The sequence below is a fragment of the Actinocorallia libanotica genome, from assembly GCF_039525175.1.
Lineage (GTDB): Bacteria > Actinomycetota > Actinomycetes > Streptosporangiales > Streptosporangiaceae > Actinocorallia > Actinocorallia libanotica.
The window spans coordinates 16,742-41,950 of sequence record NZ_BAAAHH010000007.1 but is presented as its reverse complement, the minus strand read 5'-3'; the positions used below and the strand labels follow the sequence as shown (position 1 = coordinate 41,950).

At 73.7% G+C, this 25,209-nt stretch carries 25 protein-coding genes; 16 read left to right on the top strand and 9 right to left on the bottom strand.

The window, feature by feature from the left end:
• Positions 1-154 precede the first annotated feature (154 nt).
• A complete protein-coding gene (locus ABD140_RS11250; protein ID WP_344239643.1) occupies positions 155-619 on the top strand; it encodes a MarR family winged helix-turn-helix transcriptional regulator in 465 nt (154 codons plus the stop codon).
• 6 nt (positions 620-625) lie between these two features.
• On the opposite strand, the gene ABD140_RS11245 is transcribed toward ABD140_RS11250, so the two are convergent.
• Positions 626-3,241 (bottom strand): cation-translocating P-type ATPase, encoded by a 2,616-nt coding sequence (locus ABD140_RS11245; RefSeq protein ID WP_344239641.1) that lies wholly within the window; start codon positions 3,239-3,241, stop codon positions 626-628.
• 98 nt (positions 3,242-3,339) lie between these two features.
• Positions 3,340-4,014 (bottom strand): DNA-binding response regulator, encoded by a 675-nt coding sequence (locus ABD140_RS11240; protein ID WP_344239639.1) that lies wholly within the window; start codon positions 4,012-4,014, stop codon positions 3,340-3,342.
• Positions 4,015-4,095: 81 nt separating this feature from the next.
• Here ABD140_RS11240 and ABD140_RS11235 point away from each other — a divergent pair, with 81 nt between their 5' ends.
• Positions 4,096-4,971, top strand: coding sequence for an aldo/keto reductase (locus ABD140_RS11235; protein WP_344239637.1), 876 nt, complete (start codon positions 4,096-4,098; stop codon positions 4,969-4,971).
• A gap of 3 nt (positions 4,972-4,974) precedes the next feature.
• Here the strand turns inward: ABD140_RS11235 and ABD140_RS11230 are convergent, their stop codons facing one another.
• Positions 4,975-5,952 carry a helix-turn-helix domain-containing protein gene (locus ABD140_RS11230; RefSeq protein WP_344239635.1) on the bottom strand — a complete coding sequence of 326 codons (978 nt, stop codon included), beginning with the start codon at positions 5,950-5,952 and terminating at the stop codon, positions 4,975-4,977.
• A gap of 216 nt (positions 5,953-6,168) precedes the next feature.
• On the opposite strand from ABD140_RS11230, the gene ABD140_RS11225 reads away from it, so the two are divergent.
• Genes ABD140_RS11225 through ABD140_RS11205 form a run of 5 tightly spaced genes read left to right on the top strand, consistent with a single transcriptional unit; the run spans position 6,169 to position 10,051 of the window.
• On the top strand, positions 6,169-7,407 hold the full coding sequence (locus ABD140_RS11225; protein ID WP_344239633.1) for an ATP-binding protein: 1,239 nt from the start codon (positions 6,169-6,171) through the stop codon (positions 7,405-7,407).
• Positions 7,404-7,817 (top strand): roadblock/LC7 domain-containing protein, encoded by a 414-nt coding sequence (locus ABD140_RS11220; protein WP_344239632.1) that lies wholly within the window; start codon positions 7,404-7,406, stop codon positions 7,815-7,817. The genes ABD140_RS11225 and ABD140_RS11220 overlap by 4 nt, the downstream gene beginning before the upstream one ends.
• Positions 7,814-8,158 (top strand): DUF742 domain-containing protein, encoded by a 345-nt coding sequence (locus ABD140_RS11215; RefSeq protein WP_344239630.1) that lies wholly within the window; start codon positions 7,814-7,816, stop codon positions 8,156-8,158. Before ABD140_RS11220 ends, ABD140_RS11215 begins: the two co-directional genes overlap by 4 nt.
• On the top strand, positions 8,136-8,732 hold the full coding sequence (locus tag ABD140_RS11210; RefSeq protein WP_344239628.1) for a GTP-binding protein: 597 nt from the start codon (positions 8,136-8,138) through the stop codon (positions 8,730-8,732). The genes ABD140_RS11215 and ABD140_RS11210 overlap by 23 nt, the downstream gene beginning before the upstream one ends.
• Positions 8,729-10,051: a cytochrome P450 family protein gene (locus ABD140_RS11205; RefSeq protein ID WP_344239626.1), complete on the top strand. Its 1,323-nt coding sequence runs from the start codon at positions 8,729-8,731 to the stop codon at positions 10,049-10,051. The genes ABD140_RS11210 and ABD140_RS11205 overlap by 4 nt, the downstream gene beginning before the upstream one ends.
• A 28-nt stretch (positions 10,052-10,079) precedes the next feature.
• Here ABD140_RS11205 and ABD140_RS11200 read toward each other — a convergent pair whose 3' ends face one another.
• Both ABD140_RS11200 and ABD140_RS11195 read right to left on the bottom strand, forming a co-directional pair.
• A complete protein-coding gene (locus ABD140_RS11200; protein WP_344239624.1) occupies positions 10,080-10,964 on the bottom strand; it encodes a nucleoside hydrolase in 885 nt (294 codons plus the stop codon).
• Between the two features lie 97 nt (positions 10,965-11,061).
• Entirely contained in the window at positions 11,062-11,424 is a 363-nt protein-coding gene (locus tag ABD140_RS11195) for an Lsr2 dimerization domain-containing protein (RefSeq protein WP_344239622.1), read from the bottom strand.
• Between the two features lie 225 nt (positions 11,425-11,649).
• Between ABD140_RS11195 and ABD140_RS11190 the strand changes: the two genes are divergently transcribed.
• Both ABD140_RS11190 and ABD140_RS11185 read left to right on the top strand, forming a co-directional pair.
• Positions 11,650-12,231: a rhodanese-like domain-containing protein gene (locus ABD140_RS11190; RefSeq protein WP_344239620.1), complete on the top strand. Its 582-nt coding sequence runs from the start codon at positions 11,650-11,652 to the stop codon at positions 12,229-12,231.
• Positions 12,228-14,513, top strand: a complete 2,286-nt coding sequence (locus tag ABD140_RS11185) for a TSUP family transporter (RefSeq protein WP_344239618.1) — start codon at positions 12,228-12,230, stop codon at positions 14,511-14,513. Before ABD140_RS11190 ends, ABD140_RS11185 begins: the two co-directional genes overlap by 4 nt.
• A 44-nt stretch (positions 14,514-14,557) precedes the next feature.
• Here the strand turns inward: ABD140_RS11185 and ABD140_RS11180 are convergent, their stop codons facing one another.
• Positions 14,558-17,368, bottom strand: a complete 2,811-nt coding sequence (locus tag ABD140_RS11180) for an ATP-binding protein (protein ID WP_344239616.1) — start codon at positions 17,366-17,368, stop codon at positions 14,558-14,560.
• Between the two features lie 91 nt (positions 17,369-17,459).
• On the opposite strand from ABD140_RS11180, the gene ABD140_RS11175 reads away from it, so the two are divergent.
• The 3 genes from ABD140_RS11175 to ABD140_RS11165 all read left to right on the top strand — a co-directional run bounded on the left by ABD140_RS11175 (position 17,460) and on the right by ABD140_RS11165 (position 18,635).
• Positions 17,460-17,636 (top strand): hypothetical protein, encoded by a 177-nt coding sequence (locus ABD140_RS11175; RefSeq protein ID WP_344239614.1) that lies wholly within the window; start codon positions 17,460-17,462, stop codon positions 17,634-17,636.
• Between the two features lie 31 nt (positions 17,637-17,667).
• The gene (locus ABD140_RS11170) at positions 17,668-18,168 is read left to right on the top strand and encodes a hypothetical protein (protein WP_344239612.1); all 501 of its coding nucleotides are present in this window, start codon (positions 17,668-17,670) and stop codon (positions 18,166-18,168) included.
• Between the two features lie 110 nt (positions 18,169-18,278).
• The gene (locus tag ABD140_RS11165; RefSeq protein ID WP_344239610.1) at positions 18,279-18,635 is read left to right on the top strand and encodes a YciI family protein; all 357 of its coding nucleotides are present in this window, start codon (positions 18,279-18,281) and stop codon (positions 18,633-18,635) included.
• A 3-nt stretch (positions 18,636-18,638) separates the two neighbouring features.
• Here ABD140_RS11165 and ABD140_RS11160 read toward each other — a convergent pair whose 3' ends face one another.
• Positions 18,639-19,817 carry a Kelch repeat-containing protein gene (locus ABD140_RS11160; RefSeq protein WP_344239608.1) on the bottom strand — a complete coding sequence of 393 codons (1,179 nt, stop codon included), beginning with the start codon at positions 19,815-19,817 and terminating at the stop codon, positions 18,639-18,641.
• A 112-nt stretch (positions 19,818-19,929) separates the two neighbouring features.
• Entirely contained in the window at positions 19,930-21,234 is a 1,305-nt protein-coding gene (locus tag ABD140_RS11155) for an FAD-binding oxidoreductase (RefSeq protein ID WP_344239606.1), read from the bottom strand.
• A 299-nt stretch (positions 21,235-21,533) separates the two neighbouring features.
• On the opposite strand from ABD140_RS11155, the gene ABD140_RS11150 reads away from it, so the two are divergent.
• Together ABD140_RS11150 and ABD140_RS11145 are read left to right on the top strand one after the other, a co-directional pair.
• Positions 21,534-21,944 (top strand): hypothetical protein, encoded by a 411-nt coding sequence (locus tag ABD140_RS11150; RefSeq protein ID WP_344239604.1) that lies wholly within the window; start codon positions 21,534-21,536, stop codon positions 21,942-21,944.
• A 26-nt stretch (positions 21,945-21,970) separates the two neighbouring features.
• On the top strand, positions 21,971-22,612 hold the full coding sequence (locus ABD140_RS11145) for a hypothetical protein (RefSeq protein ID WP_344239602.1): 642 nt from the start codon (positions 21,971-21,973) through the stop codon (positions 22,610-22,612).
• A gap of 12 nt (positions 22,613-22,624) precedes the next feature.
• Here the strand turns inward: ABD140_RS11145 and ABD140_RS11140 are convergent, their stop codons facing one another.
• Positions 22,625-23,500 carry a DUF4388 domain-containing protein gene (locus ABD140_RS11140; RefSeq protein WP_344239600.1) on the bottom strand — a complete coding sequence of 292 codons (876 nt, stop codon included), beginning with the start codon at positions 23,498-23,500 and terminating at the stop codon, positions 22,625-22,627.
• Between the two features lie 239 nt (positions 23,501-23,739).
• Here ABD140_RS11140 and ABD140_RS11135 point away from each other — a divergent pair, with 239 nt between their 5' ends.
• Both ABD140_RS11135 and ABD140_RS11130 read left to right on the top strand, forming a co-directional pair.
• Positions 23,740-24,150 (top strand): roadblock/LC7 domain-containing protein, encoded by a 411-nt coding sequence (locus ABD140_RS11135; RefSeq protein ID WP_344239598.1) that lies wholly within the window; start codon positions 23,740-23,742, stop codon positions 24,148-24,150.
• Positions 24,151-24,286: 136 nt separating this feature from the next.
• The gene (locus ABD140_RS11130; protein ID WP_344239596.1) at positions 24,287-25,204 is read left to right on the top strand and encodes a DUF5996 family protein; all 918 of its coding nucleotides are present in this window, start codon (positions 24,287-24,289) and stop codon (positions 25,202-25,204) included.
• Positions 25,205-25,209: the final 5 nt, after the last annotated feature.

The window sequence follows — 25,209 nt, the reverse complement described above, 5'->3', positions numbered from 1 at the left end:
AGTGTGTTCGTCGTCGCACCGGCGGGGCAGGGCGGGTCACCGGGGAAGGGGACCGCCCGGCATCGCGGGGGCGACGCGGCAGTTATGCCTAGATAATCTAGTAGTTAAACAATCTAGCTAGATAGTCTAGCTAATGAAAGGGGTGAGGGGGGCCGTGGACGAGGAACTGGCGGAGCGGCGGCATCTCATCAGGCTCATGCGCCGGTTGAACAGCGAGCTCGACCAGCTGGGGCACGTGTTCGCCAAGAGGCACGCGCTGCATCCCACCAACGTCCGGGCGATCTTCCTGATCATGGAGTCCGGCCTCGCCGGCACCCCCATCACCCCCGGCGACCTCGCGCGCAGGCTGGGCCTGACCACCGCGGCCGTCAGCTCGCTCCTGGAGCGCCTGGAGCAGGCCGGGCACCTGGTCCGCCGCCCGGTGCCGGGCGACCGCCGCCGCGTGCACCTGGAGGTGGCGCCCGAGGCCATGACCCTGGCCGGCGGCTTCTTCCACCCCCTCAACGCACGGCTCACCGGCGCCATGGCGGACTACTCCCCGCAGGAGCTGGCCGCCGTCGAGAGGTTCCTGACGGACATGACCCGGGAGGTGTCGGCGTACCGGGAGGAGAACTCCTGAGCGCGCTCACGGCCTCGGCGCCCGCTCCCGTTCCCGGGCCTGGCGCGCGGCCGGACCCGGGTGGATGATCCGGTCGAGCCGGACGGCGGCGTAGCCCAGGACGGACAGGGCGCCGACGATCAGGAGGTCCGTGAGGGCCAGGGGCTCGGTGCCCAGCAGCTCCTGCAGCGGCGGCAGGTAGACGCCCGCCAGCTGCAGCAGCAGCGCCCCCGCGACGGCGGCGAGCAGCATCGGGTTGGCCAGGGAGCGCGGGCGGGCGCGGGAGCCCAGGGCCGCGCCCAGCTGCAGCGTGCCGAGGGCGAAGAACGCCATGGTCTGCCAGGGCCGGCCGGTGTGCTCGGCCCACACCGCGACGCCGAGGGTGACGGCGGTGAGCACGATGGCGATCCGCACGATCCGCTGCCACAGGCCCGCGCCGAGGATGCTCTGCTCCGGCGGGCGCGGCGGGCGGCGCATCGCGGTCTCCTCGGCGGGCTCCCCGCCGAGCGCGACGCCGGGCAGGCCGTGGGTGAGCAGGTTGATCCACAGGATCTGCGCGGGCAGCAGCGGCAGCGCCAGCCCGACGAGCGGGCCCAGGAGCATGACGGCGATCTCGGCGACGCCGCCGGAGAGGCCGTAGACGAGGAACCGGCGGATGTTGGAGTAGACGCGCCGCCCCTCCTCGACGGCGGCGACCACGGTGCCCAGCTCGTCGTCGGCGAGCACCAGGTCGGCGGCCTGGCGGGCCACCTCGGTGCCGCGCTCGCCCATCGCGACGCCGATGTCGGAGCGGCGCAGCGCGGGCCCGTCGTTGACGCCGTCGCCGGTCATCGCCACGATCTCGCCGCTGCCGCTCAGCGCCTCGATGATGTCCAGCTTGTGCTGGGGATTCGCGCGCGCGAACACCGTGATCTCGTGGAGGTTCTCCGGGCGGGGGCCGCGGCAGTCGACGACCTGGTCGGCCTCCTGGGCGATCCCCAGCTCCGCGGCGATGGCGCGGGCCGTGCCGGGGTGGTCGCCGGTGATGAGGACGGGGCGGATCCCGGCGTCCCGGCAGGCGCCGATCGTGCGGGCCGCGGCCTCGCGCGGCGGGTCGAGGATGGCGACGAGGCCCAGCAGGCGCAGGCCGCGCTCCAGCCGGTCGCCGTGCGCCTCGTCGTCGCGCTCGGCCTCGGCGACCGCCAGGACGCGGAAGCCGCTCCGGGCGTACTCGTCGGCCTTGGCGGCGGCCCGCTCGACGACGCCGGTGTCGTCGGCGAGGAACTCGGCGTCCAGGAGGACCTCGGGAGCGCCCTTGCAGACCACCAGGTACCGGCCGCCGGGGCGGCGGTGGACGGTCGTCATGCGCTTGCGCTCGCTGTCGAAGGGCAGCTCGGCGGTGCGGGGGTACTCCTCCTGGAGGCGGTCGTCGTCGAGGCCCAGCCTGGCCGCGGCGACGAGGAGCGCCGCCTCGGTGGGGTCGCCGAGGGCCGCCCAGTCCGCGCGCTCGCCGTCCGGCGCGGCCAGGCGCGCGTCGTTGCACAGGGCGGCGGCGGTGAGCAGGCCGGTGACCTCCGGCCGGTCCTCGGGGCCGATCGCGCCGCCGTCCAGCAGCGCCTCGCCTTCGGGGGAGTAGCCGGCGCCGGTGAGCTCGACCTCCGCGCCGCCGGGCGTCCAGGCGTGCCGGGCGACCATCCGCCCCTCGGTGAGGGTGCCGGTCTTGTCGGTGGCCAGGACGGTCACCGAGCCGAGCGTCTCGACGGCGGGGAGCTTGCGGATGAGCGCGTTGCGGGCCGCCATGCGCCGGGCGCCCAGCGCGAGGGCGAGCGTGACGACGGCGGGGAGCGACTCGGGGACGGCGGCGACCACGAGGCTGATCGCGGTGACCACCATCAGTTCGAGCGGCTGCCCCCGGACGACGCCGAGCACCAGGACCACCGCGCACAGGACGACCGCCAGCACCGCCAGCAGCCGCCCGATGCCCGCGAGGCGCTTCTGCAGCGGCGTGAGCCCGCTCTCGCGGCCCAGCAGCGCGGCGATCCGCCCGGCGGAGCTCTCCTCGCCGGTCGCGGTGACCAGCGCCCGCCCCCGCCCCTTGGACACCACGGTCCCCGACGCGATCCGCGCCTCGTCGGCCTGCTCGTCCTCGGGATCCGCGGACGCCCTCTTGTCCACCGGAACCGACTCGCCCGTCAGGGACGACTCGTCCACCAGCAGTCCCGCCGCCTCCACCAGAACACCGTCGGCCGGAACGATGTCGCCCTCGCCCAGCACCACGAGATCGCCCACGACGACCTCGTCCCCGGGCACCTCCCGCTGCCGCCCGTCCCGCACGACCCGCGCGGCGGGCGCGGTGAGCTCCGACAGCGCCGTGATCGCCTGGTCCGCCCGCACCTCCTGCCACACCCCCACCGCGGTGTTGGCGACGACCACCAGCAGGATCACGGCCATGTCGGTGTAGTCGCCGGTGAACAGCGTCAGCACCGCCGCCACCAGCAGCACCACGATCAGCGGATCCCGCAGCTGGTCGGCCACCCGCCGCCACAGCGGCGTCGGCGGCCGCCGAGGCAGCGCATTGGGCCCGTCCCTCTCCAGCCGCTCCGCGGCCTCCCTCGCGGTCAATCCCCGCGCTGCCGCTTGCACCGGCCCTTCGTCACCGCTCATGCACTTCCCCTTCCCCAGGGGATATGCCCGACGCCGAAGAAGGCGCGGAAGGACGGTGATTCGCGCAACGCTTCCGGTCCCCTCACCCGCTCAGCGGTTCAAGGGTCCTGCGCGAGGTCGAGGGCGGCGGCGTGGAGGCCGGCCTGGAAGCGGGAGTCGGCCTGCAGGGCCGTCATGAGGGCGGCCACGCGGCGGCGGTAGGTGCGCAGGGAGAGGCCGAGACGGCGGGCGGCGGTCGCGTCGGTGAGGCCGGAGGCGAGGGATCGGAGGACGGCGCGGGAGTCGGGGTCCAGGTGGGGGGCGTCGGCGGTGAGCCAGGAGGTGAAGGGGGAGGACGTCTCCCAGGCGGCTTCGAAGAGGGAGAGGACGCCGCCGAGGAGGGCGGGGGAGGAGGTGACGGTGTAGGCGCGGCCTTCGGGGGCGGCGGGGCCCGCCAGGATCATCAGGCGGCGGTCGATGATGATCGTCTCGTGGGGGAGGGGGGAGGCGCTGATGCGGACCCGGGCGCCGGCCGCGGAGACCTCGCGGAGGTGGGCGCGGGTGGGCTCGTCGGCGAGGGCGGCGGCGCTGAAGAGTTTGCGGACGGTGAAGGCCCCGGCGCCGGCGGCGCGCATGCGGTCGCGGACGGCGTGCTTGGCGGCGGGCTGGGACCAGGTGTCCGGGTCGTGCGCGGCGCAGAGGAACTCCTCGCGCACCGAGGCGAACAGGTGGCCTGCGCGGGCGAGGAGTTCTTCCTCGCCGCGCACGGTGATGATGCGGTCGGTGGTCTCCACCCGTCCAGTCTCGCCCACGGACGCTTGGCAGTTTGCTGCCAAGCGTTGGTGGCGGGGGCGGGAAGGGACCACGGTGGGGGGATGAACATGCAGACGAACGCCGCGGGAAGCTTCCTGCTGGGCGGAGACCTGGAGATCGACCGGCTCGGGTTCGGGGCGATGCGGCTGCCCGCGTCCTTCGGGTTCGCCGGAGACGTCCGCAAGCCCGAGGAGGGCATCGCGGTGCTGCGGAGGGCCGTCGAGCTGGGCGTCGACCACATCGACTCGGCCGGCTTCTACGCGCGGGAGGGCGTGCGGGCGCACGACCTGATCCGGCGGGCCCTGCACCCCTATGACGGGCTGGTCGTGGCGACGAAGGTCGGCCCGCTGACGGACGAGGAGGGCAGGCCCGCCCGCCAGGCGCCGCCCGAGGGGCTGCGGAAGCTGGTGGAGGCCGACATGGAGGCGCTCGAGGTGGCGCGCCTGGACCTGGTCTACCTGCGGGTGGGCGGGATGAGCGAACCCGGGGGCGAAGCGGTGGGCGAGCGTTTCGCGGCGCTGGCCGAGCTGCGCGAGGAGGGGCTGATCCGCCATCTGGGCGTGAGCAACGTCGACGCCGCCCAGCTCGCCGAAGCGCGGGAGGTCGCGCCCGTCGCGGCCGTGCAGAACCACTTCAACCTCGTGAACACCCGTCCCGGCGATATCGAGCTGCTCGCCGAGTGCGAGCGCTCCGGCATCGCCTTCGTTCCGTTCTTCCCGCTGGGCGGCGGGTTCCAGCCGCTCGCGGCGGCCGGGTCGGACCGGGTGGCCGCCCGGCACGGCGCGACCCGCAACCAGGTGGCCCTGGCCTGGCTGCTGGCGCGCTCCCCGGTGATGCTGCCCATCCCCGGAACGGGCTCCGTGGCCCACCTGGAGGAGAACATGGCCGCCGCGGGACTGCGCCTCACCGGCGCGGACCTGGCCGAGCTCGCGGCCTGAGGTTCAGCCGCCCTTTCCGGAGACGGGGAGGGCGGCCGAACGCCGTGCCTCGCGCGGCGTCGTTCCGTAGCGGTGGCGGAAGGCGGTGCTCAGGGCGCTGGGGGAGGAGAAGCCCGCGGCGTAGGCGAGGTCGGTGATCGGAAGGTGGGCGTGGGAGGGGTCCTGGAGGAGGCGGCGGGCCAGCCGCAGGCGCTCCTCGCGGATCAGGTCGCGGGGCGTGGTGCCCAGGTGCTGGAGGGCGAGCTGGATCTGGCGCAGGGACCAGCCGAGGTCCAGGGCGATCGTCGTGCCGTTCAGGTCGGGGTCGGCGGCGTGGGCGCGGACGTAGCGGCGGACGAGCACGGCGATCTCCCCCAGGCGGGCGGGTGCGTCGTGCCGGTCGTCGCGGGCGGGGACCATGCGCAGCAGCTCCACCAGCCGGTCGCAGGCCGCGTCGAACTGGGGGCCGGTCAGCGCGTGGCGTTCGCGGGCCAGGCCCCGCAGCAGGTCGGCGACGACGCGTCCCAGCCCGGCGCGCAGGTCGAGGTGCCGGGCCGGCGGCACGGAGCGCCCGAACGGCTCGGCCAGCTGCCGGACGGGGATGGTCAGCACGAGCCCGTGCGTGTCGGGCGCCTGCTTGAGCTCCAGCGGCTCGGCGAAGGTGACGAGGGCGCCGGAGCCGGGCGTCAGCCGGGCGCACAGGTCGTGCTGGCGCACCGCCATCCAGCCGGAGAGCGGGACGAGGAGGCGGTGGCCGTCGTCGGGCGCGCGCCGGACGTGCGCGGCGGTGCGCAGGTAGGCGACCGCGTCGGAGCGGAACTCGACGAGCTGGTAGACGGCGCTGCGCTGGTGGACGGTCGTCCCCCTGAAGCCGGGTCCGGAGAACCGGTAGTCCAGGTCGGACTGGTGGGCGGTGATGTGCTCCCGCCAGAAGTCGGCGCGCTCCCGCGGGGGCAGCCCGTCGGTCGAGGCGCTCTCGACGGTGTAGAAGTTCCCGGGCACAGCTCGCGCACCCTCCAGGCACCACGCTTACGCACTTCGATCACAGTTCCCCCGACGATTTCGGCAGATTAGTACAAAACGCCATGACAACCGGGTGGTTTGTCCTGCGTTCGGGAAAAAGTTCTCTGCGCGTGACCACAAGTGCGCAGGAAGCCGGGGTTCTACTGTCTCTTATTCCCACGTGTCCCGGTCATTACTGAGAGTGACAGCAGTCTGATGGAGCACCTGTCCCTCCTCGCGTTCGTCTGCGCGAGCATCGCCTTCTTCGCCGTCTCGCTGCTGCTCATGCGCCAGCGGCGGCTGACCGCGCGGTTGGAGGAGGAGAGCGCGCTGCTGGCGGCCGGAGTGAACGCGCGCGACCAGGCGCTGCGCCACCTGGTCACGATCGGCCTGCCCCAGATGGCGGCCTCCCCCGGCCACCCGGCCGCCGCGCCCCACCGCGGCCTGCTGCAGCAGACCGACTTCGCCCGCGACCTCGACGCGGTCACCGCGCTGTTCGCCTCCTCCGCCGAGGGGATCAGGGCGCACGCCGACAAGGCCGCCAAGTCCATGCTCCGCACGATGATGCGCACCGTCCAGAGCCTCGCCGGCGAGCAGCAGGTCGTCATCACCGAGATGCAGCTGCGGCACGACGACCCGGCGGTGCTGGAGGACCTGCTGCGCATCGACCACATGAACGCCCAGCTCGGCCGGCGCGTGCAGGCCACCGCGGTGCTGTGCGGCTCGTGGCCGGGCCTGCAGCGCCAGGCGTCGTCGGTCGAGGACGTGGTGCGCGGCGCGACCTCCCGCATCCGCGACTACCTGCGGATCAAGATCTACGCCGAGCCGAACGTCGCGGTGGTCAGCCGCGCGGTCGAGCCGGTCGTGCTGGCCGTCGCCGAGCTGCTCGACAACGCCGCGCGGCACTCCCAGCCCAGCACCCCGGTCGAGGTCAACTTCCAGACCACCCACAACGGCCTGGCCGTCATGATCGACGACGCGGGTGTGGCGATGGACGCCGAGGAGGTCCAGCAGGCCTCCGCGCTGCTCGACGGCCGGCAGTCCGTGGACATCCACCGGCTCGGCGACCCGCCGCAGATCGGGTTCGCCGCCATCGGCGTCCTGGCCGCCCGCTACGGCTTCCGGGTCTCGGTCGACAGCCGCTCCCCGTACGGCGGCGTCCGCGCCGTGGTGTTCCTGCCCTCGGAGCTGCTGACGGCGGTCACCCGGCAGGAGCCCGCGCGCTTCGAGACCGTGCCGCCCGCGCCGGCGGTGACCTCCGGCGGCCTGCCCAAGCGCCGCCGGCAGGAGGGCGAGGCGGCTCCGGACCCCGCGGTCTCCCTTTCCGCACCCGCCGCCCCCGTGCGGCCCGAACCCTCCCGGCGGAAGGCCGCGGGCCTGGGGGCCTGGCAGCGCGGCACCCGGTCCGGCCGGGCCGTCTTCCCGTCCGCAAGTGAAGAGAAGGACCAGCCTTGACAGAGGTCACGAACAACAAGCTCGGCTGGATGCTGGATGACGCGTTGCGCATGCCGGAGACGCGCTACGCCATCCTGCTGTCGGCCGACGGGCTGCTCATCGCGCACTCCGAGGGCATCCCGCGCGACGAGGCCGAACGGCAGGCCGCGGGGATGTCCGGGCTGCAGTCGCTCGCCCGCAGCACCGCCGGGTTCTGCGGCGACCCCGACACCGTCTGGCACCAGACGGTGACCGAGTTCGAAGCCGGCTACGTCTTCCTGGTCGCCGCGGGCGCGAACGCCTACCTGGCGGTGTCGGCGAGCCCGGCCGTCGACATGGAGGCCGTCTCCTACCGGCTGCAGGAACTCGTCCAGCGACTGGGCAAGGAGCTGACGAGCCCGACCCGCCAGGGCAGCGGCGTCACCGGATGAGGCCTCCCGAACGCCCGCTCGTCCGCCTGCACGTGGTGACGGGCGGCAGGGCGCATCCCAGCCGCAACGTGTTCGACCTGGTCACCCTGGTGGTCGCCGCGCGCACCGCCACCACCGGGCTCACTCCCGAGCAGCGCCGCGTCATGGAGCTGTGCCGCGGCGGCGCCCTGTCGGTCGCCGAGATCGCCGGGCACCTCCGACTGCCCGTGAGCATCACCAAGGTGCTGCTCTCGGACCTCGTGGACAGCGGGCACCTCGTCGTCCGCTCTCCCTCCCCCTCGCAGCGGCCCTCGGCCGATCTTCTCCAGGAGGTGCTCGATGGGCTCCGCGCTCGCCTCTGACGGGCTGTACCTCGGCGCTTCGGTGAAGACCGCCGTGAAGATCCTCGTCGTCGGGCACTTCGCGGTCGGCAAGACGACGTTCGTCGGCACGCTCTCGGAGATCCGCCCGCTGCACACCGAGGAGCGCATGACCAAGGCCGGGGAGTTCGTCGACGACCTGGCCGGCATCGAGGACAAGACCACGACGACCGTGGCGATGGACTTCGGCCGCCTCACGCTCACCGAGCAGCTCGTGCTCTACATCTTCGGCGCGCCGGGCCAGCAGCGCTTCACGCAGCTGTGGCACGACCTGTCCCTGGGCGCGCTGGGCGCGCTCGTCCTGGTCGACACCAACCGCCTCGAGATGTCCTTCGACGTGGTGAACCTGCTCGAACAGCGCGGGCTGCCCTACGCGGTGGCCGTCAACCAGTTCGAGGGGGCGCCCTCCTACCCGCTGGAGGAGATCCGCGAGGCGCTCGACCTGCTTCCCACCACCCCCCTGGTCCTGTGCGACGCCCGCGACCACGACTCGTCGGTGCGGGCGCTCATCGCGCTGGTCGACCACCTGATCGCCCTGGAACGGGATCCCGCATGAACACCGAACCGCACCAGGAGCGCGTCAAGCTCTACGACGCGCAGTTCGCCGCCGACCCGGGAGGCGTCTACGAGGCGCTGCGCGCCCGCTACGGCAACTACGCGCCGGCCGAACTGGCGCCCGGCGTGCCCGTGACGCTCGTCCTGGGCTACGACGCGGCGCTGGAGGTGCTGCGCGACCCCGTCACCTTCCCCAAGGACCCGCGCCGCTGGGAGCAGGCGATGCCGCCGGAGTGCCCGGTGCGCCCGGTCCTGGGGTACCGGCCCGCCATCCTGTACAGCGACGGGGCCGAGCACTCCCGGTTCCGCGCGTCGGTCACCGAGACGTTCGAACGGGTCGACGTCGTCTCGATGCGCGAGTACATCGAGCAGAGCGCCGACGCCCTCATCGACCGCTTCGCCGAGGAGGGCGCGGCCGACCTGTGCGCCCAGTACAGCGCGCGGCTTCCGATGCTGGTGTTCAACCGGCTCTTCGGCTGCCCGCCCGAGATCGGCGACCGCCTCGCCCTGGGACTGCTCAGGGTCGCCGAGCTGATCGACCCCGTGCAGTCCATGATGATGTTCAGCCAGGCGGCGCTGGAGCTCGTGCAGCTCAAGCGGGCGAGTCCGGGCGCCGACATCACCTCGTGGATGGTCGAGCACCCGGCGCGCCTGAACGACACCGAGCTGGCCGACCAGATCGGCCTGCTCATGGCCACCGGCACCGAGCCGGTGCACAACCTCGTCGCCAACGCGCTGCGGCTGCTGCTGTCGGACGAGCGCTTCGGCGGCGACCTGTCCGGCGGGAGCCTGCCCATCGAGGACGCCCTGGACGAGGTGCTGTGGACCGACCCGCCCATCGCGAACTTCGGGTTCACCTACCCGGTGCGCGACGTGGAGCGCGAGGGGCACGTCATGCCGGCCGACCAGCCGGTCGCCATCGCCTACAAGGCGGTCAACACCGACCCGTCCAAGTGGAGCGACCAGCGGGCCGGCAACCGCGCCCACCTGGCCTTCAGCGCGGGCCCGCACACCTGCCCCGCCAAGAGCCCGGCGCGGACCATCGCCGTCGTCGCCATCGAGAAGCTCCTCGACCGGCTGCCCGACCTCGACCTGGCCGTCTCCGCGGACAAGCTCCAGTGGCGCCCGGGCCCCTTCCACCGCTCCCTGGCGGCCCTGCCGGTGCGGTTCACACCCGTCCCCGTCGTGGCGTCGGCCCGGGTGCCGGACGCTCCGCCCCTCCCGCAGCGGCCCGCCCCCGTTCCCGCCTCCGTCCCGCACCCGCCGCCCGAGGACCCCTCCTCCCTCTGGGCCAGGGTGACCGCCTGGTGGCGGGTCTGACCCGCGCCCGGCGCCCGCTCCGGCGCCTTCACCCGCGCCCCTCGGCGAAGACGGCGAACAGGGCGTCGTGGTCCAGTCCGGTGGTGATGAACGTGCGGGTGCCCGGCTGGGGGCGCGCGGCCCATCCGCCGGGCTCGCGGGTGATCTCCGCCTCGGCCCACACGGCGATGGACGGGTCGATGGCGGCGCAGGCGGCGGTGGGGTCGTGCAGCAGCTTGCCGCCCGGGCGGCGGCGCAGGTAGAGGTCCATGCCCCGCCAGATCAGGGCGAGGCCGGGCGTGGCGTCGCGGTGCGGTTCCAGCCGCTCGTGGAAGGCGCGGTCGTAGCGCACGCCGTGCGTGACGTTCTTGGAGACGAGCTCGCGCCGGGCGATGGGGGCGGCGTCGGACAGGGCCGACAGCGCGGCCTGCGGTTCGCCGTTGAAGTTGAAGGTGGGGCAGGCGGTGAGCCCGTCGAACTTCGCCAGCCGCCGCTCCGGCGGCACCAGCGGGTCCCCGGCGAAGCCGCCCTGGGCCACCCACCGGGCCAGCCGCACCGGGCGCCCGCACTCCAGGAGCAGGCGCAGGTTGCGCAGCGGCCCGCCGGTCAGCAGGACCGCCCGTGGATGCGCGGCCAGTACCGGGAGCAGGACCTCGGGGACGTCGCCGTCGGGGCGGGCCGGCGGCCAGCCGCCGAGCCAGCGCCGGTGGAATCCCGAGACGTACTCCTTGCCGGTGGCGGGGTCCCGCGCCCCCACCGGGACGTCGTCGCGCCCCAGCAGGCGCAGCACATGGCGGACCAGCCCGACCTGGCCGTCCGATCCCGGCGTCACCGTCACGGCGCGCAGCCGCACCCGCGGGTGGCGGGCCGTCAGGCACAGGGTCAGCACATCGTCGGGATCCTGGGTCTCCAGGTCGAAGCAGAGATCGAGCATCGAGGCCCCCTCGTCGCGGGCGGCGGGGGACGACGCGGTCGACGGTAGGGGTGTGCCGCCCCCGCGCGCAACGGGTTAACGCGCGGGGGCGGGCCGGTCAGCTCTCCGGACGCGCGTCGGGGTGCGCCTCGACGAAGCGGTCGTACACCTCGTCCGCGATCTTGCCGCGGCCGACCTCGATGCCCTGCTCGGTCGCCCAGGTGCGCACGTCGGTGTTGGTGTAGCCCTGGAGCCGCGGTGCGGTGTCGGCGGCGCTCTTGCGCGCGCGTCCTGCCTGCTTGACCACGGCGGCCCTCTCGAGATACGGGGCGAGTTCGGCCAGCAGCTCACCGAGCTTCTTGTGGTTGGCGTCCCCCAGGTCGATGGCGTACTTGCCGCCGCCGACCTCGAACTCCCGGCGCGTCACGTCCTCGCCGTCGTATCCGTCGATGTCGTCCACAACGATGGTCTTGGTTGCCACTTGAGTGTCTGCTCCAATCTCTTGCCGGAGCAGGAGCATAGAGGTTCCGCGCGGTCAGGGGGGTCCGGTCGGTTCCGGTCGGCGCGTTTCCCGGGACCCCGCGAGGTACCCCCGGGGGTATTTGGAGGTTCGGACCTTCGTCGGCTACGGTGGGAAATATACCCCAGGGGGTATGTGAGAGCCCCGGTTCCGGGTGCCATGCCGAGACGAAGGAGGCCCGCAGATATGAAGAACACCACAGCGAAACTCGACGTGAGGAGCCTGCGCGAGAGGCTGGAGGGCGCCGAACCGCCGCGCCTTCTGGACGTCCGGACGCCGGGGGAGTTCGCCAACTCCCACATTCCCGGCTCCTTCAACGTCCCTCTGGACACGCTGCGTGAGCACTGCGACGAGCTCCGCCGCGGCACCGGGGAGACGGTGCTCGTCTGCCGCTCCGGCGCCCGCGCCGCGCAGGCGGAGAAGATCCTCGCCGAGGCGGGGCTGGTCCGCACCCGCGTCCTGGCGGGCGGGATCCTCGCCTGGGAGGCCGCGGACGCGCCGGTCGAGCGGGCCGAGCGCCAGCGCTGGGACCTGGAGCGCCAGGTCCGGCTCGTGGCGGGCTCGATCGTGCTGGCCGGAGTGCTGGGCAGCGTGGCCGTCCCCGGCCTGAAGTGGGTGTCGGCCTTCGTGGGGGCCGGGCTGGTGTTCGCCTCCCTCACCAACACCTGCGCGATGGGCATGCTGCTGGCGAAGCTGCCCTACAACCGCGTCCCGCTCCGCGCCCTGGACCAGACCTCCTGTCCGGTCGAACGGAAGCTCGCGTCATGACCCTGGGGATCACGCTCGCCGCGGCGGTGCTCATCGGCGTCGTGCTGGGACTGCTGGGAGGGGGAGGCTCGATCCTCACCACCCCGGTGCTGATCTACCTGGCCGGCGTCGACGCCAAGTCCGCGATCGCGATGTCGCTGTTCGTCGTGGGGGCGACGAGCGTGGCGGGGGTGGTCCCGCACGCCCGTGCCGGACGGGTGCGCTGGCGCACCGGAGCGCTCTTCGGCGCGGCGGGCATGATCGGCGCCTACGCGGGAGGCAGGCTCGCGGCGTTCGTCCCGGCGAACGTCCTGCTGATCGCCTTCGGGATCATGATGGCCGTCACCGCGGTCGCCATGCTGCGCGGCCGCAGGGCGCCGGGGGCGGCGGCCCACGGCGGGAGCCGCCCCCTCTTCAAGATCCTCCTGGAGGGCGGCGCGGTCGGCCTGGTCACCGGCCTGGTCGGCGCGGGCGGCGGCTTCCTGGTGGTGCCGGCCCTGGCCCTGCTGGGCGGGCTGCCGATGCCGGTCGCCGTCGGCACGTCCCTGCTGGTCATCGCGATGAAGTCCTTCGCGGGCCTGGCCGGCTACCTGCAGAGCGTCTCCATCGACTGGCCGCTGACCCTGTCCGTCACCGCCGTCGCGATCGCCGGCAGCCTTCTGGGGTCCCGGCTCTCCGGGATGGCCGACCCCGACCGCCTGCGCAAGGCCTTCGGCTGGTTCGTGGTCGTCATGTCCGTCTACGTCCTCGGCCAGGAGCTCCCCCCGGGAGTCCGGCCCCTCTTCCTCGGCGCGGTGGCCCTGGCCGCCGCGGCCGGAGCCGCCGTCCTGATCGTCCGGCGGTCCCGGACCACCGTCACCACCGTCCCGAACACACACGGAAAGGACTCTGAAGCCATGGAGCAGAAGGAGACCCGGATGTACTTCGCGCAGCACTACCTGGACTGCCTGTCCCAGGCGTCCTACCTCATCGGGGACCTGGAGACCGGTCGGGCCGTCGTCGTCGACCCCCGCCGCGACGTCTCGGAGTACCTCGACGACGCCGAGGCCCACGGCCTGCACATCGAGGGCGTCATCAACACCCACTTCCACGCCGACTTCCTCTCCGGCCACCTGGAGCTGGCGGCCCGCACCGGCGCCTGGATCGGCTACGGCTCCCGCGCCGAGGCGGAGTTCCCGATCCGCAAGCTGCACGACCGCGAGCGCATCGGCCTGGGCGAGGTCACCCTGGAGATCCTGGAGACCCCGGGCCACACCCCCGAGTCGATCAGCGTCCTGGTCTTCGAGCACGCCGACGACACCACGCCCTACGGCGTCCTGACCGGCGACGCCCTGTTCATCGGCGACGTCGGCCGCCCCGACCTGCTGGCCTCCTTCGGCGTCACCGCCGAGGAGCTGGGCCGAATGCTCTACGACAGCGTCCAGCGCAAGCTGATGGCGCTGCCGGACCGGACGCGGCTCTTCCCGGCGCACGGCGCGGGCTCGGCCTGCGGCAAGAACCTGTCGACCGAGCTGCAGTCCACCATCGGCGCGCAGCGGCTGAGCAACTACGCCTGCGTCCCGATGGGCGAGCGGGAGTTCGTCGACATCGTCACCGAGGGACAGCCCTCGGCCCCCGGCTACTTCGGCTACGACGCCGTCCTCAACCGCAAGGAGCGGGCGCTGCTGAGGGTCGAGGAGCACCTGAGGGAGCTGCCCCTGGCCGACGTCCTGGCCCGCCGCGACGCCGGAGCGGTGCTCGTCGACGCCCGCGACCCGCAGGAGTTCGCCGCCGGGCACCTGGCCGGCTCGCTCAACGTCCCCGCCGACGGCCGGTTCGCCGAGCAGGCCGGCATGGTCGTCGAACCGGGCCGGGAGATCGTGGTGATCGCCCCCGAGGGCCGCGAGGAGGAGATCATCGTCCGGCTGGCCCGGATCGGCCTGGACACCACCGCCGGCCACCTGGCCGATCCCGACGCGGCACTGACCGCGGCGCCCGGGCAGGTCGCCAAGGCCGAGCGGATCACCTTCGCCGCCCTGCGCGAGGAGCTCGCGTCCCCCGAACCGCCCCTCCTGATCGACGTCCGCAACGCCGGCGAACTGGCGAACGGCCGCATCGAGGGCTCGGTCAACATCCCCCTGGCGGAGCTGCCGAGGCGCCTGGCGGAGATCCCCGCCGACCGCAGGGTCGTCGTCCACTGCGCGGGAGGCGCCCGCTCCTCGCTCGCCGCGAGCCTGCTGCGCGGGACCGGCCGCGCCGGCGTCGCCGACCTGCTCGGCGGCTACGGCGCCTGGGCCGCCGCCCACGCCGCGGCCGACGCCTGATCCACCGCGCCCCGCCCGGCGACGACCGGGCGGGGCGCGCCCGTTCACAGCCGGGGGGAGGCGCGGACGGCGCGGGAGCGCCGCCAGGACTCGACGAGGGCGCGGATCTGGGAGCGGGTGAGGGACCGGCCCTTGGCGAACCAGGTGTCGAAGACCTCCGGCACGAGGGCGTCGCGGACGTCCTGGGCCTGCCGGGGGGCGTCGAGGGGGTCCATCTCGGCGGGGGAGAAGCCGACCAGGGAGCCGTGGTGGGCGGCGGCGCCCAGCAGCATGGCGCCCTCGGTGGGGCTGCCGGTGCGGGCGAGGGCGGCGGCGAGGCTGTGCACGGCGACGACCCAGGAGGTGACGTCGCCGTTCTCGTCCAGGCGCAGCACCATGTCCATGCCGCCGGCCAGGGCGCGTTCGCAGGCGCCGAGGTCCAGGTCGATCTTCATGACGAGCCACAGGGACGAGGAGAGGATGAAGACGTAGCCGCAGCGCTCGGCGAGCGCCGCGGACTCGGCGAGGGTGCGGCGCGCCTCGTCGATCAGGCCGGCGAACCGCAGCAGCATCCCGGTGATCATGAGGGCCTCGCACTCCAGCCAGGCCGTGCCGAGCGAACGGGCCTGGTCCAGGGCCGCGCGGGCCGGATCCAGGAAGTCCGTCTCGCCGCACAGGGCGCCGAACAGCGCGCGGTGCAGCACCGCCTGCGCCTCCAGCTCGGCGTCGCCGAGCTCCCGCGCCGCCCGGACGGCGTCGTCGGCGGCGTCCCTGGCCGTCGGGAACTCCCCCGCCAGGTACAGCAGGCGGCACTTGGCCAGGAGGGCGGGCCCGGTCAGCTCCGGGCCCGCGGCGGGACTCAGCTCGATCGCCGCGCTGATCCAGCCGAGCCCCTCGGCGACGATGCCCTGCCCGTACCAGAACCAGGCCAGCAGCCCCGCCAGCCGCAGCGTGTACTCGCCGTCGCCCAGCAGCAGCGAGGAGGTCAGCGCCACCCGGTGCTCGGGCCGCTGCGCGCTCAGCCCGCGGACGGCGGCCGCCGAGCGGTGGCCGTGCAGCAGCGGGGCGGCGGCCTCGGCCTCGGCCAGCACCCAGGCGCGGTGCGCGGCGCGGACCTCGGGGCCGACGCGGGTGCGGGTGAACTCCTTGATCGTCTCCAGCAGCCGGTAGCGGCGCGGCGACGTCCCGGCCTCCACGCCCACCAGCGACTTGCGGACCAGCGCGCTCAGCTCGGCGAACACCGGCCGCCCGCACACCGCGGCCGCCGCGTCCAGGTCGAACCCGGAGGCGAAGACGCCCAGCCGGTGCAGGACGTCGCGTTCGGCGGGGGAGAGCAGGCCGTGACTCCACTCGACGGTCCGCAGCAGCGTCTGGTGCCGGTCGGGCCCGGAGCCGTCGCGCAGCACCGCGAACCGGTCGTCCAGGCCCGCGGCGATCTGCTCGACCGACAGCACCCGGCACTGCGCGGCCGCCAGCTCGATCGCCAGCGGCAGGCCGTCCAGCTCCCGGCACAGGCCGCGGACGGCGGCCTCCTCCCCGGCGCCGGGGGTCCAGCCGGGGACGGCCGCGGCGGCGCGGGAGAGGAAGAGCTCGCGGCCCTGCTCGACGGGCAGCGGCCGCACCTCGTACACCGCCTCGCCCGGCAGGTTCAGCGACTCGCGGCTGGTCGCCAGGACCCGCAGCCCGCCCGCGCGGGACAGCAGCGCGCGGACGGCGCCGCGCACCACGTCCACGAGATGCTCGCAGTTGTCCAGGACGAGCAGGAGTTTTCGGTCGCCCAGCACGTCGCCGAGCCGCTCGGCGGTCGTCGCCCCGGCGATCCCCAGCACCTCGGCGAGCGTGGCGGCCAGCAGCGCCGGGTCCTCCAGCTCGGCCAGCTCCACCAGCCACGGCCCGTCGCCGTCGGGACGGGCGCGCGCGGTCTCCAGCGCCAGCCGGGTCTTGCCGATCCCGCCGGGCCCGGTGAGCGTGACGAGCCGGTGCGCTGCCAGCAGCGCCTCGACCTCCGCGGGCTCGGACGCGCGGCCGACGAAGTCCGACAGGGCGTGCGGCAGGTTCCTGCGCCGCTCCGCGCCTTCGGCGGGCCGCTCCGCCGGGGCGCCGCCGACGTGGTCGTCCTGGGCGAGGATCGAGGCCTCCAGCCGGCGCAGGCCGGGCCCCGGGTCGATGCCCAGCTCCTCGGCGAGCACCCGCCGCGCCCCGCGCAGCGCGGCCAGCGCGTCGCCCTGGCGCCCGCTCCGGTACAGGGCGGTGGCCAGCAGCTCCCAGCCGTGCTCGCTGAGCGGGTGCTGCAGGGTGTGCTTCTCCAGGTCGCCGATGAGGGCGGCGTGCTCGCCGAGCACCAGCCGCGCCTCGAAGAGGTGCTCGGCGGCGGCGAGCCGCGTCCCCTCCAGCCGCGCCCGCTCCGGCGCGGCGAAGGGCATCCCGCCGAACTCCCCGTACGGCTCGCCCCGCCACAGGGCCAGCGCCTCCGCCAGCACCGGCGCCGCCTCGGCGGCGCGGCCGCCCCGCAGCAGCGCCTCGCCCCGCCCCGCCAGCTCCCCGAAGTCCTCCGCGTCGATCCCGGCGGCGTCCGTCCGCAGGCGGTACCCGTCGCTCTCGCGGACGATGAGCCGCGGCGGCTCGTCCGCCGCGCGTCCGGGCTCCAGGACGCGCCGCAGCACCGAGACATAGGAGCGGAGCGTCCCGGCCGCCGGAGCCCGCTCGCCCCACACGTCCGCCAGGATCCGCTCCTCGGACACCGCACGGCCCCGCGCCGCCACCAGCACCGCCAGCACCGCGCGCTGGCGCGGACCGCCCAGCGCCGCCCGCGCGCCGTCCACTGTCGCCGTCATCGGCCCGAGCACGCCGATGCTCACCACGGTCAGCCTCCGCATTTCCCGCCTGTCCCGCAAGAATGCCAGTCCCGTGAGCATGCGTACCAGTAGCAGAAGCGTTGTCCTTGAACGGACTCATGACGCTCTTGTGGTGGATTTGCGCCAGCACTTCCACACGCGCGGCGGGCGGGCGTTCATGGGCGTGCTGATGCAGGCGGTCTTCGCCGCGGAGCCCGGGGACCTCTCGGCGCTGTGGGCGGCGTCCTACATCGGCGCGGCGGGGGGCGTGGACGTGCTCATCGACACCACCGGCCGCTCGCGGTCTTGACGGGGGGCCCGGCCGGACGGAGCATCGGGGAATGATGCAGGCGTTCTGTTTCGGCACGCTGGGCGTGACGCTCGAGGACCTCTACTTCATCGACCCGACCCCGGCGCCGGGGCAGGAGGGTCCCGAGCGCGGCGTCCGGGTGGAGCTGCGGCTGCTGCCCGCCCAGGAGTGGCGCGGCTCCGTCTACGCGGCGCAGCGCTTCGTGCTCGACGAGGCGCTGTGGCGCGCCGACTTCTTCGAGTCGGTCGAACGGGGCCCCGGCAGCAGGGACCGGATGCACCACCACCCCGAGATGGACGGCAACGAGCCGGGCTCGCGCGTCTTCGACCGCACCCTGACCCAGGACCCCTTCGCCTGGCTGGAGCGGCGCCTCACCGACCTGCCCGAGCCCTGCCGCGCCCCCGGGCACGAGGCGGGCGCGGCGGAGCTGCTGGCGAACGCCCCCCGGATCGTCGAAGCCGCCCGCACCATGCTCGCCCGCGTGCACGCGGGCGAACTGGCCCTCGCCCCCACCCGCCCCACCTCTCTCTGAGCGGTTCCGCGCCCCGGGGGCCATGCGGGCCTCCCGCGTGGGATGCTGCACTCCATGACGTCCGGGCGGCCTCCCGGCGGGACGCGGCGCGCATCGGAGGAGAAGGGGACATGCACTACCTCGTCATCTTGAAGAGCAGGCGCCCCACGGCGCCGCCGTCTCCCGAGCTCATGGACGCGATGATGCTGCTGGGGGACGAGGCGACGAAGTCCGGCGCGCTGGTGGACACCGGGGGCCTGCTGCCCAGCGGACGGGGCGGGGCCCGGGTCCGCCTCGAAGGCGGGGAGCTGACCGTCGTCGACGGCCCGTTCCCCGAGCCCGGCGAGCTGATCAGCTACGTGGTCTACCAGGTGGCCGACCGGGACGAGGCCATCGAGTGGGCCAGCCGCTTCCTGCGCCTGTACCGCGACATGTGGCCGGGCTGGGAGGGCGAGGCCGACGTGCTGCGGGTGTTCGGCGAGGTGTGACCGTCAGCTCCGTCCGGGATTCCACGCGACGCCGTCCACGACGGGGTTCAACCCGAGGCATTTGGCGGTGGCCGGGCAGGAGTCGCCGCCCCAGGCGATGACCTCGGTGCCCGACCAGATGAGGGAGGGGGACTCCCGCCAGGGGGTCTCCGGCAGGGAGACCTTCTGCCAGCGCGCTTCGTCGAGGTCGTAGACGGCCGCGTCGCCCGTTCCTCCCCACTGGACGACCTTCCGGCCGACCGGCATCGGCGTGCCGTACCCGGCCGTCTCGGACGGTGCGAGGGGCATGCGCTCCCAGCGGTCGCCTTCGGGAAGGTAGAAGCCCCCCGGGTCGAGCGGGTGCGGCCACGGATGCGTCCGGCCGCCGTCCAGCCGCTCCGGCGAGGTCGAGAAGAAGACGGCGCGGTCGCCCGCCCAGACCACTCCGGAAGCGGAACCCGCGGCGACCGGCCCCTTCGGGATCTTCCGCCAGGTGTCGCGCACGGGGTCGTAGGCCGCGCCCATCACCCCGGTGGAAGCGGACATCTCGGTGAAGAGCAGGAGCTCTTTTCCGGTCCAGGTGCTCAGCGCCCAGTCGTAGGAGTGGACAGGGGCCGCGGGGAGCGCACGCCAGGTGCGCGTGGCGGGGTTGTAGGCCACTCCGCCTTCCGGCGAGCTTCCCGACCCTCCGACGAAGAGGGCTTCGGTGCCCGTCCAGGCCGTCTGCGCTCCGGACCGGGCGGCCGGAGCGTCGGGCAGCGCCGTCCACGTGTCGGTGGCCGGATCGTAGGCGGCCCCGTCCTTCAGCTTCTTCCGCTGTGCGTCACCGCCCCAGATGAGCAGGAGGCTGCCCGTCCACACCACGTTCTGCGCGGTCCGTCCGGTCAACGGACCCGCCGCGATGAGGCGCCACTTGTCGGCCTTGGGGTCGTAGGCGGCCCCGTCCGTCAGGAGCCTGGCGTACATCCGGGGTGTTTCTTCGGGGTCGGCCGACTTCTCAAGGGCTCCTTGGCCGCCCCAGACGACCATCTCCTCACCCGTCCACGCGGCGACGTGCGAGGTGCGGGCGGGAACCGGCGCGCGCGCGATCGTGCGGAGGGGACCGGAGGCCGCCTCCCGGCTCGACTCGGGTGGCGATCCGGGTGCTTCGGAACAGCCCGCGAGGACGAGCAGTGCCAGCGCGATGAGTCCAAGCCGCCGCATGTGTGGCTCCTTCCGCCTTCCCCAAGACGGCTCGGAGACCCGTTCGCGTTGCATGAGGTGCGGGCGGGCGCCTGTGGGAGCTCCCGTTTTCCGGCAGGCGCCCGTCATGAGATCAGCGGAACAGGGCGGTCGGGTCGTAGGCGGACTTGATGGCGGCCAGGCGGGCGGCCGTCTCGGGGTCGCGGGCGATGGGATTGGCGCCGCGGAGGGTCGGGAGGCCGGCGCCGCGGAGCCAGGGGCGCAGGGCCTCGAAGGGCGCCAGGCCGATGGGGAACGGGTTGACGGCCAGGAGGGTGTGGGCGGCGTCCCGGGTGTCGAGGGCGTTGGGGTGGCGGGCCGGGCGGGAGAAGGCGCCGCCCAGGGCGCGCAGCTCCAGGACGAGGGGCGCCTGCTCGGGGGTGAGGGAGGCGAGGAGGGCGTCGACGGCCTCGGCGGGCAGGTCGTCGAGGAGGTCGCCGTGCTCCCAGATGGGCATGGGGTCGGCGGGATCGGAGTGGATCATGCCGAGGGCGTCCAGGGGGAGCTCGCCCACGGCCTCCATGATCGGCTCGGCGGCGGTGAGCATGGGGGCGAGGAGCCGCGCGCCCTCTTCGGGACCGTGCGGGTAGGCGAAGCGCACGGCCACGGTGAACCTGCCCCGCAGCGGTTCGGGCAGGTGGGGGAGCGGCGGGAGGTTCAGCAGCGCCACCGAGGCGCAGGCCGCTTCGGGGAGCGCCTCCTGCCAGGCGCGGTAGGCGTGCAGGACGTCCGCGGCGCGCTCGCCGGGGAAGTAGACCGCGCCCGCGTACAGATGCGGGACGGGGAAGAGGTCGATCTCGACGGCGGTGACGACGCCGAGGCCGCCGCCTCCGCCGCGCAGCGCCCAGAAGAGGTCGGGTTCCCGTTCGGCCTCCACCCGCCGGATCCCGCCGTCGGCGGTGACGAGCTCGAAGGCGCGGACGTGGTCGGCGGCGAACCCGAAGGCGCGGCCGAGGGGGCTGAGCCCGCCCCCCAGCAGGTAGCCGACGACGCCGACGCCCGGCGCCGAGCCGGCGAGCGGCAGCAGCCCGTGCGGGGCGGTCGCCGCGAGCACGTCGGCCCAGCGGTTGCCCGCGCCGATCCGCGCCGTCCGCGCCTCGGCGTCGACGGAGAGCTCGCGGAGCCTGCCGGTGTTGATCAGCAGCGTCCCGTCGGCGTGTCCGGGCACCGCCCCGTGCCCGGTCGACTGGACGGCGACGCTCAGCCCCCGCCCGGCGGCGAACCGCACCGCGGCCGCCGCGTCCCGGCCGTCCAGCGCCCCGACGACCAGCGCGGGCCGCACCTCCACCGCGAGGTTGTGGGCACCGGTCTCGGCCGCGTACCCCGCCTCGTCCGGCCCGAAGACCGGCCCGGCGACGGCCTCACGCAGTTCCTCGATCAGCTTCGTGTTCTCGTTCATGCCCTCTTTGTCCCAGTGGCCCCTTGGACCTGGCTTGCGAACGAGCTGAGGAGCACTTGGCGGCGGCTTCGACCCCGGCCGGGAGGACTCCCGGCCGCCTCCCGGCCCGGCCGGGAGCGGTCCCGTGTCTCTGCGATATCTGAAATGCACGGCATCGAGAGATATGTACTTTCCCGGGGGAGGGAGGGGACGGAGAGTATGCTTACCTGCACCGATGAGGCCGGTGCCCTCGTTCCGGTCGCCGGACGGCAATGCGGACATCCCCCAGGCTCCCGCCGCGTGCTGGAAAGGACGCCTTCATGCCCGAAACCTCCCTCGGCCCCCTGCTCGAACGGGTGCGGCAGATCGAGGGGCTCGTCATGGGCTGCCTCGTCGACGCCTCCACGGGCATGGTCCTGGGATCGGTCCAGGGCGAACGCGAGCTGAACGTCCAGGTCGCCGCGGCCGGCGCGGTGGACGTCGCCCACGTGGTCTCCCTCATGAGCGGCGAGCTGGCGGCCGAGGGCGGGCTGGAGGACGTCATCATCACCCTCCGCGGCCACTACCACCTGATCCGGCAGTTCAGCCCCGCGCCGCAGCTGGACTTCCTGCTGCTGGTCGTGCTGGACCGCGCCGGCACCAACCTCGCCATGGCCCTGCGGCAGCTGCGCGACCTCGATGTGAGCTTCGCCCGGGGCGGTGCGCCGGAGCACCGCCCCAGCACCGTCTGAACCCCCGAGCAAGGACAGGAACCGCCGTGTACTTCGCCAGGGAACCGCTCGTCACCCGGCTGGGCAGGCTCGCCGACTCCGGTCAGACCGGGGCGCTGCGGGTTCCGGGCGACTTCGGCGGGACCATCTACCTCGACGAGGGCCGCATCATGTACGCCGAGTCCCGGCGGACGCCCGCCCCCGACCGCGGGCTCGTCCGGCCCGGCGCGCCCGGCTGGGGGTACGCCGTCCGGGAGGCGACGGTCGACGCCGCGCTGGAACTGCTGTCGGGCAGGCCGCGCCCCGCGCTGCGCCAGCCGTTCCGGGAGGCGGAGAGACCCGACGTGGGAGAGGTGAGCGGCATGTCGTACGGCGACCTGCTCACCGAGGTGGAGCGCCGCCAGGGGATCCTGAGCCAGCTGGCGGACCACGTCACGGCCGACACGGTGGTGACCCGCAACGCGCTCTTCGACGCGCCGCGCCTGCAGGTGTCGGAGCTGCAGTGGGCGCTGCTCGTGCGGGTGGGGTCCAAGGCCACGCCCCGCGAGCTCGCCTGGGAGGTCGGGCACAGCGTCTTCAGCACCACCATCGAGGTCTTCCGGCTGCTCGTCCTGCGGCTTCTGGCGTCGGCCTCCGGCACGGTTCCGCGCCGCGACACGCTGTCGTTCCTGCGCGCCGTGACGGAGTGACGCCAGGGGCCGTCAGTCCATCTCCCGCAGCTCCTGGATGAGGCGCTTCAGGAGGTCGTTGTCGGGGATGGTGAACCGCGACCCGCCTTCGGGGGCGGCGCGCGTCAGGCCGGTCTCGACGGGCGTCCGGTCCCAGACGGTGGTGCCGGGCCTGCGCCGGGGGAGGAGCGCGTCGTCCTCCACTACGGGTGCCGCGAGCTCCGCGGTCGCCGCCTCGGGCTCGGGCGCCGCGGGGGAGGGCAGGGTGCACAGGCCCGCCCGGACGAGGCCCTGCACGCTCTCGACTGTCTCGTACAGCGAGAACCCGTTGCGCCAGGCCAGGTCGCGCAGGGTCGTGGCGCCGTCTATGCGGCAGGCCACCGCCCACTGGCACCGCTCGACGACGCCCCAGGGGCTGTTCAGGTCGATGAGCCTGGGGCACGCGTCGAGCGAGAACTCGTGGTCGGAGCGGCGGACGACCTCGTCGCGCAGGAAGTCCGGCTCCAGGTCGAGCGCCGCGCTGATCCACGGCCGCTGCAGCGGGGCGAACCTCGTCTCGGGGGCCTCGCCGTCCGCCGCCGGGGTCGTCAGCGCCGTGAGGGCGTCCAGGAAGGCCGAGCGGAGGACGTCCTTCAGCTCCTGCTCCTCGATGACGCCGCGTTCCACCAGGAGGACGCCGAACTCGCCGGGCCGCCCCTCGGTGCGTAGCGCGTTCCAATGCTCCGCGGACAGCCTGCGGGCGCCGATCAGCCGCGACGCGAGGTCGGGCACCCCCGTCGACTCGGCGAAGATGAAACGTCCACCGTCCAGGTAGACGGTGCCGCGCTGCCGTCCTTCGACCTTCAGGGCCCCGGAGGCTCCTTCGCGTGCCAGCTCGCCCAGCTCGTCGATGACCGCGGACACTTCCACCCGCCCTTCGCCTCCGAGGCTTTTTTCCGCTAGGGTCTTAAGTCCCCAGAATCACATTATTTGACTATAGTCGCAGCGTATCGCCGTCGTAGTCGCGCCATCCATGGCTCTTCGGGCATGTATCCGGCAGAACGGGCAAGTGCTGTATCACGCCGCAGCGTGACCGACCACGTGCCGTACGCTCCATCCAGCGTGCCATTTTCCACAGAAATGGTGTGCTTGTCCCCAGAAAGTGGCAGATGAATCTCACGCACGTCGTCAGCACCGCCATGAAGTCGTTCCGTCAGAACATCCCCGACTACGTGGGCGCGGGCATCGTCGACATCTCCACCGGCATGCTGCTGGCCGTCGACACCGTCGACAACCACCCCCGCGAGATCCTCGACATCCTCGCCGCCGCCACCGCCGACCTCTTCCAGGGCCGCACCGTCCTGCAGATCGAGGAGCTGTGGAAGCAGACGCGCGGCTCCAACGACAACCGCCGCTACTTCCGCGAGATCCTCGTCAACAGCGAGAACCTCGTCCACCTCTTCATGCGCAGCAAGACCAACCCCGACATCGTCGCGGCCATCATCTGCACCCAGAACGTCAACATCGGCATGCTCTTCGCCCAGGCCCGCGTCGCCATGCGCGAGCTGGAGGGAAGCTGACGGCACCCCGGCGGGCCCCGGGGGCGGGGCCCGCCGACGGCCCGCGCGCGGGCCGGGCAAGCGACCGCTCGGGTGCCTGACCCGCCGCACCGGGGAAGGGCTCCTCATGCCGAGCACCCGGCGGACGGAGAGAACGATGATGGTCCCACCCGAGGCGTGGCCGCGCCTGCCGGTGGCGGAGTGGCTGCCCACCCGCGACACCCTCACCCTGTGGACGCAGGTCGTCGGCAAGGTCCGCATCGCGCGCACCCCGCCGGTCAACCACTGGTGGAACGCGCCCCTCTACCTCACCGCCCGCGGCCTGACCACGTCGCTCATGCCCGACGCGTCCGGCCGCGCCTTCAGCATCGACTTCGACTTCCACGCCGACCGGCTCGACATCCCCGTCACCGACGGCACCACCCGCTCGTTCACCCTGTCCGAGGTCGCGGACGTCGCCGACTTCCACCGGCGCCTGATGACGGCCCTGGACGACCTGGGCCTGGCCACCCCCATCTGGCCGGTCCCCGTCGAGCTGCCCGACGCCGTCCCCTTCCCCGAGGACCACGGCCACCACGTGTACGACCCCGCCCAGGCCCTCCTCTTCTGGCGGCTCCTCGTCCAGGCCCACCGCGTCTTCACCGAGTTCAACGCGCGCTTCGTCGGCAAGGCCAGCCCCGTCCACCTCTTCTGGGGCGCCCTCGACCTGGCCGCGACCCGCTTCTCCGGCCGCCCGGCCCCGCCCTACACCGCCAGCGTGCCCAACTGCGGCCCGCACGTCATGCTGGAGGCCTACTCCCACGAGGTCAGCAGCTGCGGCTACTGGCCCGGCCCCGACGGGGAGGGCGTCTTCTACTCCTACGCCTACCCCGAGCCCCCCGCCTACCGGGAGGCGCCCGTCACCCCGGCGGAGGCCCGCTACGACGAGGGTCTGGGCGAGTTCGTCCTGCCCTACGAGACGGTCCGCACCTCCGCCGACCCGGACGCCACCCTCCTCTCCTTCCTCCAGTCCACCTACGAGGCCGCGGCCAACCGCGCCCACTGGGACCGCACCGCCCTGGAACGCCGCCCCTGACCAGG

Coding starts and splice junctions, on each gene's coding strand:
- ABD140_RS11170 (WP_344239612.1), top strand. CDS start 17,668: ATGATGCAGGCGTTCTGTTTCGGCACGCTGGGCGTGACGCTCGAGGAC.
- ABD140_RS11135 (WP_344239598.1), top strand. CDS start 23,740: ATGAATCTCACGCACGTCGTCAGCACCGCCATGAAGTCGTTCCGTCAG.
- ABD140_RS11185 (WP_344239618.1), top strand. CDS start 12,228: ATGACCCTGGGGATCACGCTCGCCGCGGCGGTGCTCATCGGCGTCGTG.
- ABD140_RS11225 (WP_344239633.1), top strand. CDS start 6,169: ATGGAGCACCTGTCCCTCCTCGCGTTCGTCTGCGCGAGCATCGCCTTC.
- ABD140_RS11200 (WP_344239624.1), bottom strand. CDS start 10,964: ATGCTCGATCTCTGCTTCGACCTGGAGACCCAGGATCCCGACGATGTG.
- ABD140_RS11130 (WP_344239596.1), top strand. CDS start 24,287: ATGATGGTCCCACCCGAGGCGTGGCCGCGCCTGCCGGTGGCGGAGTGG.
- ABD140_RS11165 (WP_344239610.1), top strand. CDS start 18,279: ATGCACTACCTCGTCATCTTGAAGAGCAGGCGCCCCACGGCGCCGCCG.
- ABD140_RS11180 (WP_344239616.1), bottom strand. CDS start 17,368: ATGCGGAGGCTGACCGTGGTGAGCATCGGCGTGCTCGGGCCGATGACG.
- ABD140_RS11150 (WP_344239604.1), top strand. CDS start 21,534: ATGCCCGAAACCTCCCTCGGCCCCCTGCTCGAACGGGTGCGGCAGATC.
- ABD140_RS11245 (WP_344239641.1), bottom strand. CDS start 3,241: ATGAGCGGTGACGAAGGGCCGGTGCAAGCGGCAGCGCGGGGATTGACC.
- ABD140_RS11160 (WP_344239608.1), bottom strand. CDS start 19,817: ATGCGGCGGCTTGGACTCATCGCGCTGGCACTGCTCGTCCTCGCGGGC.
- ABD140_RS11205 (WP_344239626.1), top strand. CDS start 8,729: ATGAACACCGAACCGCACCAGGAGCGCGTCAAGCTCTACGACGCGCAG.
- ABD140_RS11155 (WP_344239606.1), bottom strand. CDS start 21,234: ATGAACGAGAACACGAAGCTGATCGAGGAACTGCGTGAGGCCGTCGCC.
- ABD140_RS11190 (WP_344239620.1), top strand. CDS start 11,650: ATGAAGAACACCACAGCGAAACTCGACGTGAGGAGCCTGCGCGAGAGG.
- ABD140_RS11235 (WP_344239637.1), top strand. CDS start 4,096: ATGAACATGCAGACGAACGCCGCGGGAAGCTTCCTGCTGGGCGGAGAC.
- ABD140_RS11210 (WP_344239628.1), top strand. CDS start 8,136: ATGGGCTCCGCGCTCGCCTCTGACGGGCTGTACCTCGGCGCTTCGGTG.
- ABD140_RS11215 (WP_344239630.1), top strand. CDS start 7,814: ATGAGGCCTCCCGAACGCCCGCTCGTCCGCCTGCACGTGGTGACGGGC.